We start from the raw sequence: 17,504 nt of genomic DNA, 5'->3' as shown, positions 1-17,504 counted from the left end.
GCATGGACGACGGTCAGGTGAGCGCGGTCAGGGGGATCCGGCGGAACGTGATCGTCTCGTACGCGCCGAAGTCGCCCGTCTCGTAGAGCAGTCCGACGGTGTCCCGGTCGACGCGTACGAGATCGGAGTACGCGGCGGGCAGTCCGTCGACGGTGTGGACGGGACGCCAGGTGACGCCGCCATCGCCGCTGGCGCGGACGGTCATCAGGGCGCGGAAGCCGGGGTCGGCGGGGCCGGAGTGGAGGAGCAGGTCGGGGTCGCGGAGCTGGAGAACGCTGCCCTCGACGACCGGGCCGACGATGCCCGCCTGCGGCCGGAACGGCTTGACCAGGCTCTCGCCGCCGTCCGTGGAGTGGGCGTCGGCGCGGGTGCCGGGGGACGGGGAGTCGTTGCGGGTGTTGAAGTAGACCCGGCCGTCGGGGAGTTCGGCGGCGGTGGTCTCGTTGGCGTTGATGTAGCCGTCGGTGTTGTCGTCGACGTATCCGATGCGCCAGCCGGCGCCCGCGTCGTCGCTCAGCAGGCAGTGTCCGCCGTTGTACCTGCCCTCCGTGCCGTTGTCCGCGCCGGTGGGCGGGAGGGAGTGGTTGGCGGGGACGACGACACGGCCGGTGGTGAGTTGGAGCGCGTGGCCGGGGGTGGTGGCGTACCACCGCCACTCGGGCTTCTTGGTCTGCCGGGTGATCTCCCTGGGGTCGGACCATGTCCGTCCCTCGTCGTCGCTGTGCTGCACCCAGACGCGGCGGCCGTCCGCCGCGCTCACCTCGCCGCGCCGGATGGCGTCCTCCGTGGCGTGGGCGGCGTTGCGGACGTGGACCAGCAGGATCCGGCCGGTGTCGAGGACGACGGGGGCGGGGTTGCCGGCGAGGGCGTCGCCGTTGCCGGCGGCGACCTGGAGCGGGCCCCAGGTCCGGCCGCCGTCCGTCGACCGCTTCACCACGATGTCGATGTTCCCGAAGTCCTCCCGTCCGCCGACCCGTCCCTCGCAGAAGGCGAGCAGGGCGCCGGAGGGGGTGGCGACGACCGCCGGGATCCGGAAGCCGGCATAGCCTTCGCGGCCGGCCCGGAAGGGGACGCTGGACTGGGGCGTGGGGGTCATGAGGGGCTCCTGGGGTGGGGGCAGCTCGTGGGGTGGGGGCAGCTCGTGGGGTGGTGGCGGCTCGTGGGGTGGTGGTGCGGTGCGCCCGTGGCGGTCGCTGTTCGGCCTGCGTGCCCGGCTCGGGCCAATTCGGGGTGAACACCGGGTCACGAGTGTCCGGTTGCGGCAGGATGCGGGCGCATGGATGCCGTACGGGTCGCGTTGTTGCGTGAGGTGCTCGCCGGGACGGAGTGGCTGGGGGCCACGCGGCGGTTCGCGGGGGCGCTGCGGGGATCCGTGGTGTCGTACGGCGGTGGGCTGCTGCTCGTCGGTACGGCCGACTACGAGCCGTGGCATCTCGCGGCACATCTGGTCGACGAGGCGGCCTGGTCCGGCACGCCGGAACTCGCCCCGACGCTCGTACGGCACTCGGCGCGGCACTCGGACCCCGCGCACCTGGCGGTGGGGCTCGGCCGGGTGTCGGCGGCGCGGCGGGGCGAGACCCTGCTGGTGGTCGCGCCGTCCGCGCCGGGGGCCGCCCTGCTGGAGCGGGTGCACGACGCGCGGCGGGCCGGGGCGACGGTGCTATCGCTGAACACCGGCGACCGGGAGCTCGACGCGCTGGCCCACGAGGCGTTGGCGGCGCCCGCCGAGCCGGTCGTCGACCTGGACACCGTGCAGCACCTGGTGAGCGCGGCCGCCGGGGAGGACGCGGCGCCGGAGCCGAGGGGGCGGCGCCGCTTCCGTGAGCGCCTCTCCCGTCTCACCGACCGGCTCACGTCACCGCCTCCCACCCACTGGTGACGCCGGTCGCCACTCCCGCCTCCCCCGCCTCGGTCATCCCCGTTTCAACGAAACTTCACTTCTGTGTAGGAAGCGTGAGCAGAGTGTGATTGAATCGCGCCATCTCGGCCAGGTGGCTTGTTTCAGTCTCTTGGCTCCTGCGCCCCACCCTCGGCAGAACGGGGGTGTCGTCCGCGCCCTCACGCGCACCGGACCGAGGCGCATCTCATGTACGCCAGGGGAGGGCCCTACATGAACGCCACCGTCTCCAACTTCCATTTCGGCGCCACGACCCCGGTCGCCGCGTACCTGATGGCCTGCCTCGGGGCGGCACTCGGGCTGCGGTGCGCGACGCGGTCGCTCAGACGCCCGCACCGCAGAGCCGGGTGGCTGGCCCTGGGGGCCGTGTCGATCGGCTGCGGCATCTGGACCATGCACTTCATCGCCATGATCGGCTTCAACGTCCAGGGCGCGCTGGTCAACTACGACATGTCGAAGACACTGCTCAGCCTCGCCGTCGCCATCGGCGTCGTCGCGGTCGGCGTGTTCCTCGTCGGCTACCGGGGCGGCTCCGTGCCGACCCTGGCGACGGCCGGCACGATCACCGGGCTCGGTGTCGCGGCCATGCACTACCTCGGCATGGCCGCCGTGCACACCAACGGCACCCTCCACTACGACACCCCGACGGTGATCCTGTCCGTCGTGATCGCCGTCGTGGCGGCCACGGCCGCCCTGTGGGCAGCCGTCTCCATCCACACGCTGTGGGCCAGCATCGGGGCGAGCGCGGTCATGGGTGTGGCCGTGACCGGGATGCACTACACGGGCATGGCCTCGGTCTCCGTCCACCTGACGGGCCGGTCCGACGTCTCGCAGTCCTCCGCCGACCTGCTGTCGTTCCTCCTGGCCATGCTCGCCGGCCCGCTCGTCGTCCTCCTGGTCGCCGCCGTCATCGTGATGTTCGACCCCGACATGGTGCTCGGCGACGCAGAGTGGGAGCACGCGGCTCGCGCGCCGCGCGAGGGCGGCGTCGGCACCCCCGCGCCGCACCAGGTCCCGCACGACGGCAGGACCTCCGCCCCCGCCGAGTGGTGAGGCGAGTGGTGAGCAGGGGGCCGCGGAATCAGGCGTCGGGCCCCGGGGACGGGTTGTCGTGCCAGCGCGGGTCCGTCTCCCACTCCTCGTTGCGCTCCCGGGCCGTCTCCATGGCCCGGGTGGCGTCCTGGCGGGAGGCATAGGGACCCATGCGGTCCTTGCCGGGACAGTCGGGGCCCTCCTCGACCTTCTTGTGCTCCAGGCAGTAGAACCACTCACCGGGCTTGCCGACCGTACGCCGTTTGAACAGGGGCATGAGCTGAGTTCCCTTCGCCAGTCCTCACCGACATGGTCCCCCACCACCGCTGGTTAAACTCGCTGGCATGTCTGGCCAGTCGCTGCTCGCACCGGGGAAGCTCTCCCCCGCCCGCCCCGTACCGGGGAACATCCGCCGTCCCGAGTACGTGGGCAAGCCCGCCCCGACTCCGTACACCGGGCCGGAGGTGCAGACCCCGGAGACGATCGAGGCGATGCGGATCGCCGGCCGGATCGCGGCCCGGGCGATGGCCGAGGCCGCCAAGCACATCGCCCCCGGGGTCACCACGGACGAGTTGGACCGGGTCGCGCACGAGTACATGTGCGACCACGGGGCCTACCCCTCGACGCTCGGCTACCGCGGCTTCCCCAAGTCGCTGTGCACCTCGGTCAACGAGGTGATCTGCCACGGCATCCCCGACTCGACCGTGCTGCACGACGGCGACATCGTGAACCTGGACGTGACGGCGTACATCGGCGGCGTCCACGGCGACAACAACGCCACCTACCTGGTCGGCGAGGTCGACGAGGAGTCGAAGCTGCTCGTCGAGCGGACCCGGGAGTCGCTCGCCCGTGCCATCAAGGCCGTCAAGCCGGGACGGCAGATCAACATCATCGGGCGCGTCATCGAGTCCTACGCGAAGCGGTTCGGCTACGGGGTCGTGCGCGACTTCACCGGGCACGGGATCAACTCGTCGTTCCACTCCGGGCTGATCGTCCCGCACTACGACTCCCCGCACGCCACCACCCTGATCCAGACCGGGATGACCTTCACCATCGAGCCGATGCTGACGCTCGGATCGTACGACTACGACATGTGGGACGACGGCTGGACGGTCGTGACGAAGGACCGCAAGCGGACCGCGCAGTTCGAGCACACGCTGGTGGTCACGGAGACCGGCGCGGAGATCCTCACGCTGCCGTAGAGCCACCGGACCCAGCTCCGCCGCGGTGGTCCCGCCCCCGCTTCGTCCTGCCACAACCCGCCGTCGGCCTCCCGCCGTGCGGCGGGTTCCTTCTTGCGCGGATTCCATGTGGAGGCGGCGGGGATCCAGGGTAGCGTTTTTACCGACAGGGAGTCGGGAACCTGTTGACTTAGGTAAACCTAACCATAGAAACTGGCAACAGGTTCGCGTCCATCCCCATCGGCACCGGAGGCCTCCATGAACGCGTCGGTCACATCGGACACGGCGTTCTCCACGCTCATCCGCACCGCCTCGCACGAGCAGCACACCGAGGCGGAGAGCACGACGTTCATGGCCGACATGCTGGGCGGCAAACTCGGTGTAGAGGCGTACACGCGCTACACCGAGCAGCTGTGGTTCGTGTACGAGGCGCTGGAGAGCGCCGCCCCCGGGCTGGCCCACGACCCGGTCGCGGGACCGTTCGTGCAGCCCGAGCTGATGCGGCTGGGCGCGCTGGAGCGGGACCTGGAGCATCTGCGCGGCCCCGGCTGGCGGTCGACGCTCACGGCGCTGCCGGCGACCGAGGAGTACGCGGCACGGGTCGCGGAGTGCGCGCGCACCTGGGCCGGCGGGTATGTGGCCCACCACTACACGCGGTATCTCGGGGACCTGTCGGGTGGGCAGATCATCCGGGACCGGGCCGAGAAGACCTGGGGCTTCGCCAAGAAGGGCGACGGGGTGCGGTTCTACGTCTTCGAGGAGATCACCAACCCGGCCGCGTTCAAGCGGGGGTACCGGGAACTGCTGGACCAGGTGCCGGCCGATGAGCTGGAGAAGCAACGGATCGTGGGTGAGTGCAAGCGGGCGTTCGCGCTCAACACCGCGGTCTTTCTTGCCTTGGGTGACGAGTTTCCGTTGAGTGCGTAGGCGCTGCGCTCGCTGGGGCGGGGGTGCCGGGGGCCGTGGGATCAGTGCGGGTTAGTGGGGGCTGGTCGCGCCCACGCGGCGGAGCCGCATATCGATACAGCCCCGCGCCCCTCAAAAGCAGGGGGTGCCCCCTAGGGCGGCCCTATCGCTCCAGGAACACCCTGCCCCCGACCTCCACCCAGCCGTGCGGCTGCGGGGCCGTGAGGAGTTGGGAGCCGGTGCCCTGGGTGATGTTCAGGGCTCGGCCGAGGTGGGCGGTGAGTTGGAGGGCCGCGGCGCCGGTGGCCTCGTCCTCGTCGATGCCGTCGTCGCGGCCGGGGAAGGCGCGGGCACGGATGCGGCCGGCGGCCTCGTCCTCCCAGGCCCAGGCGTAGATCCTCCCCCAGACTTCGTCCGGGGGTACCCCCATCTCGCTTCGCTCGCCGGGGGCCGGTACGCGTAGGTCGTCGACCTCGGCGGCGGAGGCGTACTGGCGGAAGGTGCGGGGCGGGGCCCACTCCGGCAGGGCCTCGATCCAGCTGAACTCGCCGTCCAGCCGGGCGCCGACGAGGCCGGCCGGGGTGACCAGTTCGGGCGCGTCGAGCAGCCAGGCCGCGCCCACGCAGGGGTGTCCGGCGAAGGGCAGGCGCTGCGATGGGGTGTAGATGTCGATGACACCGCGCTCGGGGTCGTCCACGAACACGGTCTCGCTGAAGCCGAGTTTGGCGGCGAACTCCTGGCGCTCTGCACGGTCGGGCATGACGGAGCCCTCACGGACGACGCCCAGCTCTTTGCCGTATCCGCCGCGGGGTCCGCAGAACACCCGCAGCACATCGAAGTCGGTCACCCCCGCATTGAAACATCAACCGGGCCCCGGGTCGTACCAGGTCACCGCACCGCCGCCGGCCCGACCGGCAGCCCCGAACCCACCCGTGAGAGGGCCAAGTGACCGTACTGGACAAGCCGGTTGATCCGAAGAGAGCCGACGACACCGACGACATTGACGACTCGGGCGGGGCACAGGGGCGGCGGGGTCGGGCGTCGGCGGGCCCCTCTTCTGCTCACCGTCGGTCTCGTCGTCGCGCTGTTCGTTCTGGTGCCGGTCGCCGGTGGGCTCGGGGCCTATCCCATCCCGACCGGTGACGTGATCTCCTCGGACACGATCCGTGCCGCCCGGACGCGGAGCGAACGCGGGCAACCAAACGCCCAACACCGTCCGGCGCGTTCGGCCGAGCATGAGACCTGGAAACAGGACTCACTCCCGCTCAGCCCCTGGGAACGGTTCATCCGGGTGCAGCGCGATCTGGCCACGGAGGCGCTCGACGAGTACATCCAGCACGTGGGTTCGGCGATCTTCGCGGTGCCGCCGGACAGCTGGTACGGCACCCTCCTGAAGGGTGTGTTCACCTTCCAGCCCGACCCGGCGGTCCGCCAAGTCACGGTCTGGGTCCTCTATCTGGTCCCGACGCTCGCGCTGTTCCTGGCCCCGGTAGGGTTCGCCTCCGGGAAGGGGAAGGTGAAGATTCCTGATGAGCAGGGTGCGCGGGGTTCGGAGCCCACTGAGGCTTCGTGAGGTTCGTCCGGTTCGTACGGTCGGGAGGTTCCTCGGGCTTCGTCTCCGGAGTGGGCTTCGTCTCCGGGGCGGAGTTCGTCGCCGGGGCGGGCTTCGCGCGTACGGGCGTGGCGCGCTGGTGACCACGGCGGTGACCGCACTGTCGTTGACGGCGAGCGGGTGCGTGGTGGTCCGGGGCGACCTGGAGATCCTTCCCGCCGCGACCCAGGCGGAGGCGGAGCGCGCGCTGCAGGACTTCACCACCGCGTACAACACGGCGGACAAGGCCAACGACCAGTCCCAGGACGCCTCCCGGGTCACCGGCGCGCTCGCCGACATCGACGGCGGCAAGCTCCGTTCGGGCGCGAAGCTCAACCCGGGCGGCAACCCGAACCATGTGCCGCTGAAGCTGGCCGACGTCACGTACACGATCCCGGAGAAGGCGGCGTGGCCGCGTTGGTTCGTCGTCGACGCCACCGCCAACAAGGGCAACGCGACGGACCGCTGGGTGTTCGTGTTCACCCGGGACGGGCTGACCGATCTGTGGGAGGTCTCCTTCCTCACGATCGTGCCGGCCGCCGACATGCCCGAGTTCAAGAAGGACAAGGACGGCCACGCCCAGGTGGTGCAGCCCGACGACGCCGAACTCTCCGTGGAGCCCGCGCAGTTGCCCGACCGGTACGTGACATACCTGGAGGAGGACAGCGCGCTCTTCGCGGACGGGCCGTACACCTCCGAGGAGCGCGCGCGGCGTCGGCGGAACGCGGAGAAGCCGGGCCTGGCGCGGCAGTACATCGACGAGGCCCTCACCAACGGTGACTACGCGCCGGTGGGGCTGCGCACCACGGACGGCGGGGCGCTGGTCTTCTTCACCACCCGCACCTACCAGAAGCAGACCGCCGCGCCCGGGGTGAGCATCCCCGTCAACGACGCGGCCGTGCGCGCCCTGATGACGGGCGAGCCGAAGCAGTCCCTGACCCTGGAGTTCGTGTACAACCAGGCAGTGCTCGACCCGGCGAAGACGGAGTCCGATCAGCAGGTGCGGGTCGTGAGCCAGGTGGGCGGACTGACGGGCGCCAAGGGCGAGTGACCGCCGGGGTGCGGTGGCGTGCGGCCGGGGGCGGAGTTCAGCCGTGCGGACCGGGTCAGCCGCGGGAGGGCCAGGCCGCGTTCGTGTGGTCCGGCTGCTCGCCCACATGGCGTGAGCAGGCGTCGGTCAGGATCTCCAGCAGGCTCAGCGGGTCCGGCAACGGGTGCTCGGGGCCGCGTACCCAGTGGACGCCGAGGTCACCGGGGAGTCGGGCCGGCGGGACGAGAACGTAGGACCCGCGGCAGTGCCAGCGCAGGCCCGGGTGCTCGTCCATGGTCTCGGGGTGGCAGTCCAGCTCGCAGGGCCACCACTCGTCCTCGTCCTCGGGCGTACCCCGAGTGAGGGTGAAGAACAGGAGCCGTCCGTCGTCGGACTCGGACTCGAACTCCGCGACGGGGCCCACCTCGATCCCGGCGGCGAGCAGCCGCTCCAGGGCTTCGCGTCCGGCGGCGAGCGGGACGTCCAGCACGTCGTGGACCATGCCCGTCGCGGTGATGAAGTTGGCCTGCGGCTGATGCCGGGCCCAGCGCTCGATCTGGCCGCGGTCGGTGGTGGACTGCGTCTGCCAGGCGAACGACACCGGGTGCCGGGCGGGGGTGGGACAGCCGACGCGGTCGCACGAACACCGGAAGCCCGAGGGGTACGCGGCGGGCGCGAGCGGGAGTCCGGCGGAGGCCGCGGCGAGCAGCAGCTCCTCACGGCCGGTGTCGTCGGCGGCCTGGTCGAGCGGGCGGCCGGTACGCCGGGCACGCAGCCACTCGGAGAACCTGCCCTGCCGACCGGTCCGGCCGCCGAACGTCGCGCTCATCTATCGCCTCGCCTCGCTGTGGTGCGGACAACATGTCCCCATGGTCCCACCATCCTGCGCCGCGGGTGGCCGGAGCCCACATCCGGGGTACGTGGGGCGATGCCGGAGCGCGGACAGGGATGACGGGTTATCCCGTGCTTTGAGGTGATTTACCGGCCACGCTCCGGTCCCGCTCGATCGACACCGGGTCGCCTTGGTCACACCCGCACGGGGTCGCCGGCTCAGCGGGGCGCGAGGCCGTGCAGGGCGTACTCGACGAGGGCGTCCGTGTACGCGTGGGAGATGGGGCCCGTGTGCTGCAGCCAGCGCTGGGCGAGCGGGGAGACGAAGAGCTCCAGGGCGATCCGCGGGTCGATGTCGGGGCGCACCGCGCCCTGCTCCTGGGCCGCGCGCAGGCGCTTCACATACAACTGGAGCTGGGGTTCGAGCAGTTTGCCGACGAACTCGACGCCGAGCTCCCGGTTGACCACCCCCTCGGCGGCCAGGGCGCGGGAGGGGACCTCGAACTTGGGGTCGAGGAGTTCGTCGACGGTCGCGCGCAGGACGGCCTTGAGGTCGGCTTCGAGGTCCCCGGTGTCCGGGATCTCGTACTCGGCGCGCTCACCGATCACCTCGGGCCGGGCGGCCGCCTCCGCCGCCTGGTCACTCAGATCGAGGAACGCCTCCAGCAGGACCTCCGCCTTCGAGGACCACCACCGGTAGATCGTCTGCTTGCCGACGCCGGCGCGGGCGGCGATGCCCTCGATCGTCGTCTTCTGGTATCCGACCTCACCGACGAGGGCGAGGGCGGCGTCGTAGATGGCGCGACGCGACTTCTCGCTGCGCCGGGCGGAATCAGGGGCGGTCTTCTTGGCCATGCCGCGAATTTATCAGGTTGACAAGACGGTGCGTCTCGCCGCATGGTGGTGAACATCGACGAGACGAACCGTCTCGTCACCGGAAGGGAGACCGTCATGACCCGAGGTGGAGCAGGAAACATGCTGGGAGTGGGCGGCGCCCGTCGGCACCTGGGCCGCGAGGCCCTGCGCGGCGGCCCCGCGGGCGGCCGCGTCGGCGGCGGCTTCGACCCTCAGGCCCAGAAGCGGGAACTGCTGCGCAAGCTGCAGGAGAAACGGCAGGAAGGACGGGCGGCCACGGCTACGGACGGTACGGCGGAGGACCGTACGGCCGGCCAGTCGTCGTGAACCGGCCGGGGGGCCGCTGTCTCAGTGGTCCCCGAAGCGGTGGTGGAGCTGGACGGCCCGGAGGGTGAGCCCTTCCGGGCTGGTCAGCCGCGGCGCGGGGCGACCATCGTCCGCCGGCCGTGGGACCTGGTCATGGACGCGGGCCGCGACGGCCTCCAAGTCGCCGACGCCGACCAGGACTTCCCACCGTGCCGCGTCCTCAGCGTCCTCAGCGTTTCCCCGTTATCTTCTTCGCGGTCCTGCAAGAGGGCCGCTGGCCTCCGGGCCCGGCATGACTGTTGCCCCTGTCGAAGGGATGACCTGAGGGGTGGTGTCACCGGGCCCGAGGGGTGCCGTCGGAGACGCTGATCAGAGGTCCGACCACCGCCGATCACATGACCGTTCGCCGTGGTGATCTTCGTGGACCGGCGCCCGTCCTGCTCGTCCACCGCGCAGTGCCAGCCGAGGATGGCGGCGAAGAAGGCGGCGGTGCCGGGCAGGTCACGGGTCTTGAGATCCATCGAGCAGAAACCGCCGGGGAAGCCGGGACGGGCGATCATCCGCTCGACTCGGCTGCCGTCGACTCCGGTCCGGTCGGCTCAGGCGCCGTCGGCAGAGCTGGGGCCGACCCCGATCCGGCCGTCTCCAGCACGCCGACCGTCTGGCCCCCGCTGGTCTCCCCCGTCATGCGGAAGCCGAGGCCGAGGTAGAAGGGCTCCGGGCCGTCGGGGCCGGGGTGCCAGGTGACGTGGACGCGGTCTCCACCTCGGCGGCGGATCTCGGCGGCCGCGGACTCGACGGCGAAGCGACCGTACCCCCTCCCCTGCTCGTCGGCGGCGATGTTGAGCCGCCAGAGCCCGGAGCGGATGTCGGTGCCCGAGCCGTCGCCCTTCCAGTCGATGTCGAGGAAGGCCATCAGGAAGCCGACGGCGCGGTCGCCGTCCATGATGAGCCGGGGCCAGGCGACCCCGGGGCGGACGTACGCCTCGGCCAGCGACTGCACGACCGGCTCGACCAGGTGTTCCTGGTCGGGGCGGACGCGTACGCCGAGCGCGGCGTCGAGGTTGGCGGGGGTTATCTCGACCAGGTGCGGGGTGGTGGACATGATCGAAGACATAGCCGGAGACCGCGTGGGCGGCGCAACTGCTTTTTGGTCGCGGCGCTTCGGTGGCGGGCCTCAGGACACCTGGTCGTCGTCGTCCACGGGCGGTGGCCAGGCGTCGCCCCAGTCCGCGTCGCGGGCCGCACGGTAGAGGAGGCCGTGGCGTTTGGTGACGGTGGTGCGGCTGAGGGACGGCTCGGTCTCGCAGAGGTCGAGGAGGACCTGGCCCTTGCGGATCTGGGGCCTGCGGACGATACGGGAGGGGCCGGGGCCGGGGAAGCGGGTGGCGGCGACGTAGCTGAACTTCTCGTCCTCGTACGGCAGGGAGCCGCCCTTGACCTGACGGTGCAGGGAGGAGCGGCTGACCCGGGCCGAGAAGTGGCACCAGTCCTCGCCGGGGACGATGGGGCAGGCGGCGCTGTGCGGGCAGGGCGCGGCGATGTGGAAACCGGCGGCGATCAGCCGGTCGCGGGCCTCGATGACCCGGGCGTAGCCGTCGGGGGTGCCGGGCTCGATGATCACGACGGCCGGGGCGGCGGCCGCGGCCGCCTCGACGACGGCCGTGCGGTCGGCCGCGGTCAGCTCGCCCAGGACGTAGGAGACGGTGACGAGGTCGGTGTCCTCGATGGTGAGCGCCGAGCCGATGCGGGAGCGCCGCCACTCGGCGGTCTTCAGTTCCGGGTTCGCCGCGGCGATCTCCCGCCCGAGCGCGAGCGCCGGCTCCGCCCAGTCGAGCACGGTGACCGGCCGCGTGCCTTCCCAGGTCGCGTTCACCGCCCAGGTCGCCGCGCCCGTGCCCCCTCCGACGTCCACATGACCGCCGGGCGCCCACCCGGGCACCGCCGCGGCGAACGCCTCCAGCGCCGAGCACACCGCCTCGAACGTCGCCGGCATCCGGTACGCCGCGTACGCGACGACGTCCGAGCGGTCCCGCAGCACGGGCGCGTCCGTCGGCGTGCGCCCCCGGTAGTTCGCGATCAGCCGCTCGACCGCCTGCGTGGCCGACCTCGGCGGCAACCCGTCGAGCAGGCCGGCGAGGGCGGTGCGGAGGGTGTCGGCCGAGGAGGACGGCGAGGAGGGGGCGGAGGCGGGGACGTTCACGGGGTGATTCTACGAGGGGCCGCGAGCCCACCGGGCGCCTCGGCGCCGGCCCGCCTCCTCTGAGCCCCTCTGCCCGCGAGGTCCGCCCCTCACATCCCCCGTACCGCCCGGGCCAGTCGGGTGCCCGCTGTCGCGCGGGCCCTGTTGATCGGGTCGCGGCGGCGGGGGTGGACCGCGTTGGTGAGGAGGATGAGGAAGGTGTCCGTCGCCCGGTCCAGGACCAGGGACGTGCCCGTGAAGCCGGTGTGGCCCGCCGCTCCCCTGCCCGCCAGTTCGCCCATGAACCAGGGCTGGTCGAGGGCGAAGCCGAGGCCCGGTGGGGTCAGCATCAGCTCGACGAAGTCGGGGCCGAGTATGCGGGCGGGGCCGTAGGAGCCGCCGGCGAGCAGGGTGCGGCAGAAGACGGCGAGGTCACGGGCGGTGGAGAAGAGACCCGCGTGACCGGCGACCCCGCCGAGGGACCAGGCGTTCTCGTCGTGGACCCGGCCGCGGATCATGCCCCGCTCCGCCTTCGCCCAGGGCCGACGCTGGTCCTCCGTCGCCGCGGCGGCCGGGCAGGGGCCGAAGGTCGTCGACGCCATGCCCAGGGGGTGGGTGATGCCGTCGCGGATCAGCACGTCGAGGGTCCGGCCGGTGAGGCGTTCCAGGACGTGTTGGAGGAGCAGGAGGTTCAGGTCGGAATAGCGGTGGGTCGTGCCCGGGGTCGCCGTCGGGGCCTCCGCGCGGAGCATCGCCAGGCGGGCGGCCGGCGACGGGCAGTCGTACAGCGGGAGTTCGGGGCGCAGCCCGGACGTGTGGGTGAGGAGGTGGCGGACGGTGAGGCCGTGCGCGGCGGCTGCCGTGAAGTCGGGGAGGTACGCCGCCACCTTCGCGTCGATGCCGAGGGTGCCGCGCTCCAACTGTTGGACGGCGGCCACGGCGGTGAAGAGCTTGGTGAGGGAGGCCAGGTCGAAGGGGGTGTCGGGCCGCGCCGGGACCCGGGAGTCGGGCGGCAGCTCCACTCCGGCCTCGGCGTGCTCGTCGTAGGCCTCGTAGCGGACGGCCCAGCCCGCGGCCTCCTCGACGGCCACGACGGGGCCGCGTCCGGCGAGGACGACGGCGGCGGGGGCACGGGGGTTGTCGCCCTCCGTCAGCGCGCGCACCTCTCGTGTGAGATGGCGCAGTTCCTCCGGGTCGAGTCCGGCCCGTTCCGGGGTGTCCGTGCGCAGTCTCGGCGCGCTCAGCTCTCCGCTCCCTCCACCGTCGAACCCGTCATGCCCTTCGAAGTACCCACCGCCGTACGCCTGTTCCAAGGACGGCACAGTGCCACGAAGCAGACCGCGGCCACCAGTGTCGCGGCCACCTGGACGACGGCCATGGGGACGGCCGTGTCCTCGCCGGCGACGCCGACCAGGGGGGACGCTATCGCGCCGATCAGGAAGGACGAGGTACCCAGCAAGGCCGACGCGGAACCCGCGGCGTGGCGTACCCGCATCAGGGCGAGGGCCTGGGTGTTGGGCAGGGTGACGCCCATCGCGGACATCAGGACGAACAGGGCGGCCGACACGGGGACCAGACCGGCCTCGCCGAAGACGCCCAGGGACATCAGCAGCAGCGCGGTCGCGGAGACGGCGACGACGGTCAGGCCCACCGCGAACACCTTGTCCAGGCTGACCCTGCCGACCAGGATCTTGCCGTTGATCTGGCCGACGACGACGAGGCCGACGGAGTTGACGCCGAAGAGCAGGCTGAAGGTCTGCGGGGAGGCGCCGTAGATCTCCTGGATCACGAACGGGGAGGCGCTGATGTACGCGAAGAGGGCGGCGAAGGCGAAGCCGCCGGCGAGCGTGTAGCCCATGAAGACCCGGTCGGTGAGCAGGCCGCGCATGGCGTGCAGGGTCTCGCCGATGCCGCCGCCGTGGCGTTCGGCGGGGGTGAGCGTCTCGGGGAGCTTCGCCCAGACGATCGCGAGCAGGGCGATGCCGATGGCGGTGAGGACGACGAAGACGCCCCGCCAGTCGGTGACGCGGAGGACCTGACCGCCGATCAGCGGGGCGACGACCGGGGCCACTCCGGAGATGAGCATCAGCGTCGAGAAGAACCGGGCCATCGCGTCGCCGTCGTACAGGTCGCGGACGACCGCCCGCGCGATCACGATCCCGGCGGAGCCGGCGAGGCCCTGCACCAGGCGGAAGGCGATGAGGGTCTCGATGGTGGGGGCGAGGGCGCAGAGCGCGGTGGCGACGATGTAGACGGCGAGGCCGAGCAGGAGGGGGCGTCTGCGGCCCCAGCGGTCACTCATCGGACCGATCAGCAGCTGGCCGAGCGCCATACCGGCGAGGCAGGCGGTGAGGGTGAGTTGGACGGTGGTGGCGGGAGCGTGCAGGGATGTGGTGACCTCCGGCAGGGCCGGGAGGTACATGTCCATCGCGAGGGGCGGGGTGGCGGTGAGCCCGCCGAGGATGAGGGTGACGAGGAGACCGGTGCGGCGGAGGGCGGTGGAGGCCGGGGCGGTGGACGCCGGGGTGGTGGGGCTCGGCTTCGGCTGCGTCTGGGGCTTCGGGTGTGACGGGGGCTGCGACTGCGGCTGTTCCGGTGAGCCGGGCCGTCCTGCCGGTCCGGGCCGTCCCGTCGGTCCCGGTCGTCGTCCTGCCGGTTCCGGGCGTCCCGGCCGCTGTTCCGCCGCCTTGCCCGGCCCCGCGTGCCCGGCCGTCGGCGCCGCCGTGTTCGACTCGGCCGGTGCCGAGCCCGGTATGTGCCCCTCGGGCATGTGCCCCTCCCTCTGCGTTCGCTGCGCCACCTATGCTCTCAGCTCGTACGACGTGGGCGGGGTCACATCCCGTCCCGGGGCCGAGGACAGGGGTGGCGATGTCGAACGACGGACGTGTGCGGTGGGGAATCCTGGCGACGGGAGGGATCGCCGCGGCCTTCACGGCCGACCTCGTCGACCTGCCGGACGCCGAGGTCGTGGCGGTGGCCTCACGCAGCGAGGACTCCGCGAAGGCCTTCGCGGAACGGTTCGGGATACCGAGGGCGTACGGCGACTGGCGCGCGCTCGCCGAGGACACGGACGTGGACGTGGTGTACGTCGCCACACCGCACTCGGCGCACCGCACGGCGGCCGGGATGTGCCTGGAGGCCGGGCGGAACGTGCTGTGCGAGAAGCCGTTCACGCTGAACGTGCGCGAGGCGGAGGAACTGGTCGCGCTGGCGCGGGAGCGCGGGCGGTTCCTGATGGAGGCCATGTGGACGTACTGCAACCCGGTGGTGCGCCGGCTCGCGGCGATGGTGCGGGACGGCGCGATCGGTGAGGTGCGGACCGTGCACGCCGACTTCGGCATCCTCGGGCCCCTCGCGTCGTCGCATCGGCTGCGGGACCCGGCGCAGGGCGGGGGCGCGCTGCTCGACCTGGGTGTGTACCCGGTGTCCTTCGCGCACCTGCTGCTCGGGGAGCCCTCGGAGATCATGGCGAAGGCGGTGCTCTCCGAGGACGGCATCGATCTCCAGACGGGCGCCCTGCTCTCCTGGGAGAACGGCGCCCTCGCCTCGGTGCACTGCTCCATCGTCGGCGGCACCGCCACCAGCGCGTCGGTCACCGGCTCCGAGGGCCGGATCGACGTCCCGGACGGCTTCTTCTTCGCGGACCGTTTCGTCCTGCACCGCGAAGGACGCGACCCGCGGACCTTCGCGGCGGACCCGGCCGACGGGCCCCGCAACAGCTTCCGGCACGAGGCCCGGGAGGTCATGCGGGCCCTGCGGGCCGGCGAGACCGAGTCCCCGCTCGTCCCCCTCGACGGCACCCTCGCCGTGATGCGCACCCTGGACGCGATCCGCGACCGTATCGGGGTGCGCTATCCCGGCGAGGACGACCGTCGGGGCGACACGCTGGTCACCGCACCGGCGTGAGCCCCGCGACTACGCCGGTGTGAGCCCCGGCCGCCCCGCCTCCACCGCGAACGAAGCCACCGTGGAGATCCCGGCCCCCGGCGTCGTCACGTACGGCACGGCCTTGAAGTCGGCGCGGGCGGCCTCGCGGTCGAGGGCGACCGTGAGGTAGCCCCGTCGGCCGTGGTAGAAGCGCATGTGGGGGTTGGCGGTCATGTAGGTGTCCCAGTTCGCGGGCTTGTCGGTGCCGTTGCCGCCGCTGCTGATCGAGGTGGCGACGAGCTCCGTGCCGACGGTCCGGGACGAGCGGTCGTCGAAGTCGCGCTTGATGTCGAAGGCGTAGCCGACGTGGACATCGCCGGTGAGGACCATCAGGTTCTCGATGCCGGCGGCCTCCGCGCCGGCGAGGAGGCGCTCGCGGGAGGCCCGGTAACCGTCCCAGGCGTCCATCGCCACCCGGTAGACGTCGCCCACGGCGTTGCGGCGCTGGGAGAAGGTGACCTGCTGCGGGACGACGTTCCAGACGGCGTCGGACCGGTCCCAGCCGTCCAGGAGCCAGCGCTCCTGCGTGGCGCCGGTCATCGTGCGGGCGGGGTCGGCGGACTCCGGGCCCGGGATCTGCCAGCCGTCGCCCTGCGCCTGGTTGGAGCGGTACTGGCGGGTGTCGAGTATGTCGAACTGGGCGAGGCGGCCCCACCGGAAGCGGCGGTAGAGCCGCATGTCGGGCCCGTCGGGGCGCTGGGGGCGGCGCAGCGGCTGGTTCTCCCAGTACGCGCGGTAGGCGGCGGCGCGGCGCAGCAGGAACTCCTCGGAGGGCTCGCCGCCGTCGGGGTGCTCGCCGGCGTAGTTGTTCTCGGTCTCGTGGTCGTCCCAGGTGACGACGAAGGGGTGCGCGGCGTGGGCGGCCCGCTGGTCGGGGTCGGTCTTGTGGAGGGCGTACCGCAGCCGGTAGTCCTCCAGGGTGACCGTCTCGTGGTTGAAGACGTCGGGCAGGACGCGGTCGGTGTAGTTGCGGGCGCCGCCGACGGAGTTCACGGCGTACTCGTAGAGATAGTCGCCGAGGTGGAGGACGACATCGATGTCCTCCTCCGCGAGGTGCCGGTAGGCGGTGTAGTAGCCCTGGTCGTAGCGCTGGCAGGAGACGGCCGCGAAGGTGAGCCCGGTGGCGCCGGTCAGGTGGCCGCGGCCGGGGGCCGTGCGGGTGCGGCCGGGCTCGCTGATCCAGGTGCCTGCGCGGAAGCGGTAGTGGTAGACGCGCCCGGGGGCGAGGTGGCCGACCTCCACGTGGACGGTGTGGTGGAACTCGGGGTGGGCGGTGACGGTGCCGCGTCTGACGATGCGTCGGAATCTCTCGTCGAGGGCCAACTCCCATCGCACGGGGATGCGTTGATCGGGCAGACCGCCGTCCGGCTGGTACGGGGCCGGGGCGAGCCGGGTCCATAGGAGCACGGAGTCGGCCAGCGGGTCGCCGGAGGCCACGCCGAGGGTGAAGGGGTCCTCGGTGATCTGCGCGGGGTCCAGCGTGGCGGCGGCCGCGGCGCCCGCCGCGGGGAGGTTGGTGGCGAAGGCGAGCGCGGCGGCGGCACCCGTGAGGGTGAGGAAGCGGCGGCGGTCGAAGTGGCGTGCGGCGGCGCGGAGTTCGGCCGCGTGCGACGAACGGGGCCGGGTCGGCCCCTGGGGGTACTGGGCGCTCCGGGCGTTCCGGGTGCTGTTCTGGGCTGTGGGTGTCATCTGGCCCTCGTCTGAAGGTAGTTGTCTTTCCGCATTGGAGTGGCCAGGTTCGACGATCTTCTGTCGCGTACACAACA

General features: G+C 72.0%; 18 protein-coding genes and 1 pseudogene. 9 read left to right on the top strand and 10 right to left on the bottom strand.

Going from position 1 to position 17,504, the window contains the following annotated elements; translation table 11 throughout:
* Window positions 1-13 precede the first annotated feature (13 nt).
* Window positions 14-1,096: an exo-alpha-sialidase gene (locus tag E4N62_RS04905; RefSeq protein ID WP_230212078.1), complete on the bottom strand. Its 1,083-nt coding sequence runs from the start codon at window positions 1,094-1,096 to the stop codon at window positions 14-16.
* Window positions 1,097-1,276: 180 nt separating this feature from the next.
* Here E4N62_RS04905 and E4N62_RS04900 point away from each other — a divergent pair, with 180 nt between their 5' ends.
* Window positions 1,277-1,879 (top strand): hypothetical protein, encoded by a 603-nt coding sequence (locus E4N62_RS04900; protein ID WP_230212077.1) that lies wholly within the window; start codon window positions 1,277-1,279, stop codon window positions 1,877-1,879.
* Between the two features lie 231 nt (window positions 1,880-2,110).
* Window positions 2,111-2,950, top strand: a complete 840-nt coding sequence (locus E4N62_RS04895) for an MHYT domain-containing protein (protein WP_230212076.1) — start codon at window positions 2,111-2,113, stop codon at window positions 2,948-2,950.
* A gap of 28 nt (window positions 2,951-2,978) precedes the next feature.
* On the opposite strand, the gene E4N62_RS04890 is transcribed toward E4N62_RS04895, so the two are convergent.
* The gene (locus tag E4N62_RS04890; protein ID WP_230212075.1) at window positions 2,979-3,206 is read right to left on the bottom strand and encodes a hypothetical protein; all 228 of its coding nucleotides are present in this window, start codon (window positions 3,204-3,206) and stop codon (window positions 2,979-2,981) included.
* Between the two features lie 67 nt (window positions 3,207-3,273).
* On the opposite strand from E4N62_RS04890, the gene map reads away from it, so the two are divergent.
* Window positions 3,274-4,131: a type I methionyl aminopeptidase gene (gene map, locus E4N62_RS04885; protein ID WP_184894888.1), complete on the top strand. Its 858-nt coding sequence runs from the start codon at window positions 3,274-3,276 to the stop codon at window positions 4,129-4,131.
* 237 nt (window positions 4,132-4,368) lie between these two features.
* Window positions 4,369-5,037 (top strand): heme oxygenase (biliverdin-producing), encoded by a 669-nt coding sequence (locus E4N62_RS04880; protein WP_184894886.1) that lies wholly within the window; start codon window positions 4,369-4,371, stop codon window positions 5,035-5,037.
* A 142-nt stretch (window positions 5,038-5,179) separates the two neighbouring features.
* On the opposite strand, the gene E4N62_RS04875 is transcribed toward E4N62_RS04880, so the two are convergent.
* Window positions 5,180-5,863: a PhzF family phenazine biosynthesis protein gene (locus E4N62_RS04875; RefSeq protein WP_230212074.1), complete on the bottom strand. Its 684-nt coding sequence runs from the start codon at window positions 5,861-5,863 to the stop codon at window positions 5,180-5,182.
* A 513-nt stretch (window positions 5,864-6,376) separates the two neighbouring features.
* Between E4N62_RS04875 and E4N62_RS04870 the strand changes: the two are divergent.
* From E4N62_RS04870 to E4N62_RS04865, 3 genes and pseudogenes are all read left to right on the top strand, one after another.
* Window positions 6,377-6,589, top strand: a pseudogene (locus tag E4N62_RS04870) (iron transporter); the annotation flags it as partial.
* Window positions 6,586-6,711, top strand: coding sequence for a hypothetical protein (locus E4N62_RS48535; RefSeq protein WP_308184838.1), 126 nt, complete (start codon window positions 6,586-6,588; stop codon window positions 6,709-6,711). The pseudogene E4N62_RS04870 and the gene E4N62_RS48535, both read left to right, overlap by 4 nt.
* Window positions 6,708-7,658 carry a hypothetical protein gene (locus tag E4N62_RS04865; protein WP_230212073.1) on the top strand — a complete coding sequence of 317 codons (951 nt, stop codon included), beginning with the start codon at window positions 6,708-6,710 and terminating at the stop codon, window positions 7,656-7,658. The genes E4N62_RS48535 and E4N62_RS04865 overlap by 4 nt, the downstream gene beginning before the upstream one ends.
* A gap of 55 nt (window positions 7,659-7,713) precedes the next feature.
* Here E4N62_RS04865 and E4N62_RS04860 read toward each other — a convergent pair whose 3' ends face one another.
* Both E4N62_RS04860 and E4N62_RS04855 read right to left on the bottom strand, forming a co-directional pair.
* On the bottom strand, window positions 7,714-8,466 hold the full coding sequence (locus E4N62_RS04860; protein ID WP_230212072.1) for a bifunctional DNA primase/polymerase: 753 nt from the start codon (window positions 8,464-8,466) through the stop codon (window positions 7,714-7,716).
* A gap of 221 nt (window positions 8,467-8,687) precedes the next feature.
* Window positions 8,688-9,323: a TetR/AcrR family transcriptional regulator gene (locus E4N62_RS04855; protein WP_230212071.1), complete on the bottom strand. Its 636-nt coding sequence runs from the start codon at window positions 9,321-9,323 to the stop codon at window positions 8,688-8,690.
* Between the two features lie 120 nt (window positions 9,324-9,443).
* On the opposite strand from E4N62_RS04855, the gene E4N62_RS04850 reads away from it, so the two are divergent.
* Window positions 9,444-9,650 carry a DUF6243 family protein gene (locus tag E4N62_RS04850; RefSeq protein ID WP_230212456.1) on the top strand — a complete coding sequence of 69 codons (207 nt, stop codon included), beginning with the start codon at window positions 9,444-9,446 and terminating at the stop codon, window positions 9,648-9,650.
* 535 nt (window positions 9,651-10,185) lie between these two features.
* Here E4N62_RS04850 and E4N62_RS04845 read toward each other — a convergent pair.
* From E4N62_RS04845 to E4N62_RS04830, 4 genes are all read right to left on the bottom strand, one after another.
* Window positions 10,186-10,734 (bottom strand): GNAT family N-acetyltransferase, encoded by a 549-nt coding sequence (locus E4N62_RS04845; RefSeq protein ID WP_230212070.1) that lies wholly within the window; start codon window positions 10,732-10,734, stop codon window positions 10,186-10,188.
* Between the two features lie 72 nt (window positions 10,735-10,806).
* Entirely contained in the window at window positions 10,807-11,832 is a 1,026-nt protein-coding gene (locus tag E4N62_RS04840; protein WP_230212069.1) for a small ribosomal subunit Rsm22 family protein, read from the bottom strand.
* Window positions 11,833-11,921: 89 nt separating this feature from the next.
* Window positions 11,922-13,124, bottom strand: coding sequence for a serine hydrolase (locus E4N62_RS04835; RefSeq protein WP_230212068.1), 1,203 nt, complete (start codon window positions 13,122-13,124; stop codon window positions 11,922-11,924).
* Complete coding sequence (locus E4N62_RS04830) at window positions 13,052-14,581, bottom strand: multidrug effflux MFS transporter (protein WP_230212067.1); 1,530 nt, start codon at window positions 14,579-14,581, stop codon at window positions 13,052-13,054. The genes E4N62_RS04835 and E4N62_RS04830 overlap by 73 nt, the downstream gene beginning before the upstream one ends.
* A 98-nt stretch (window positions 14,582-14,679) precedes the next feature.
* On the opposite strand from E4N62_RS04830, the gene E4N62_RS04825 reads away from it, so the two are divergent.
* Entirely contained in the window at window positions 14,680-15,717 is a 1,038-nt protein-coding gene (locus E4N62_RS04825; RefSeq protein WP_230212066.1) for a Gfo/Idh/MocA family protein, read from the top strand.
* 9 nt (window positions 15,718-15,726) lie between these two features.
* Here E4N62_RS04825 and E4N62_RS04820 read toward each other — a convergent pair whose 3' ends face one another.
* A complete protein-coding gene (locus E4N62_RS04820) occupies window positions 15,727-17,427 on the bottom strand; it encodes an alkaline phosphatase (RefSeq protein ID WP_230212065.1) in 1,701 nt (566 codons plus the stop codon).
* Between the last annotated feature and the right edge of the window lie 77 nt (window positions 17,428-17,504).

It is taken from the genome of Streptomyces sp. MNU76 (assembly GCF_020982545.1).
In the GTDB taxonomy this organism is placed as follows: Bacteria; Actinomycetota; Actinomycetes; order Streptomycetales; family Streptomycetaceae; genus Streptomyces.
Note: the sequence above shows the minus strand (reverse complement) of the source record. Positions and strands in the feature narration are given on the sequence as shown.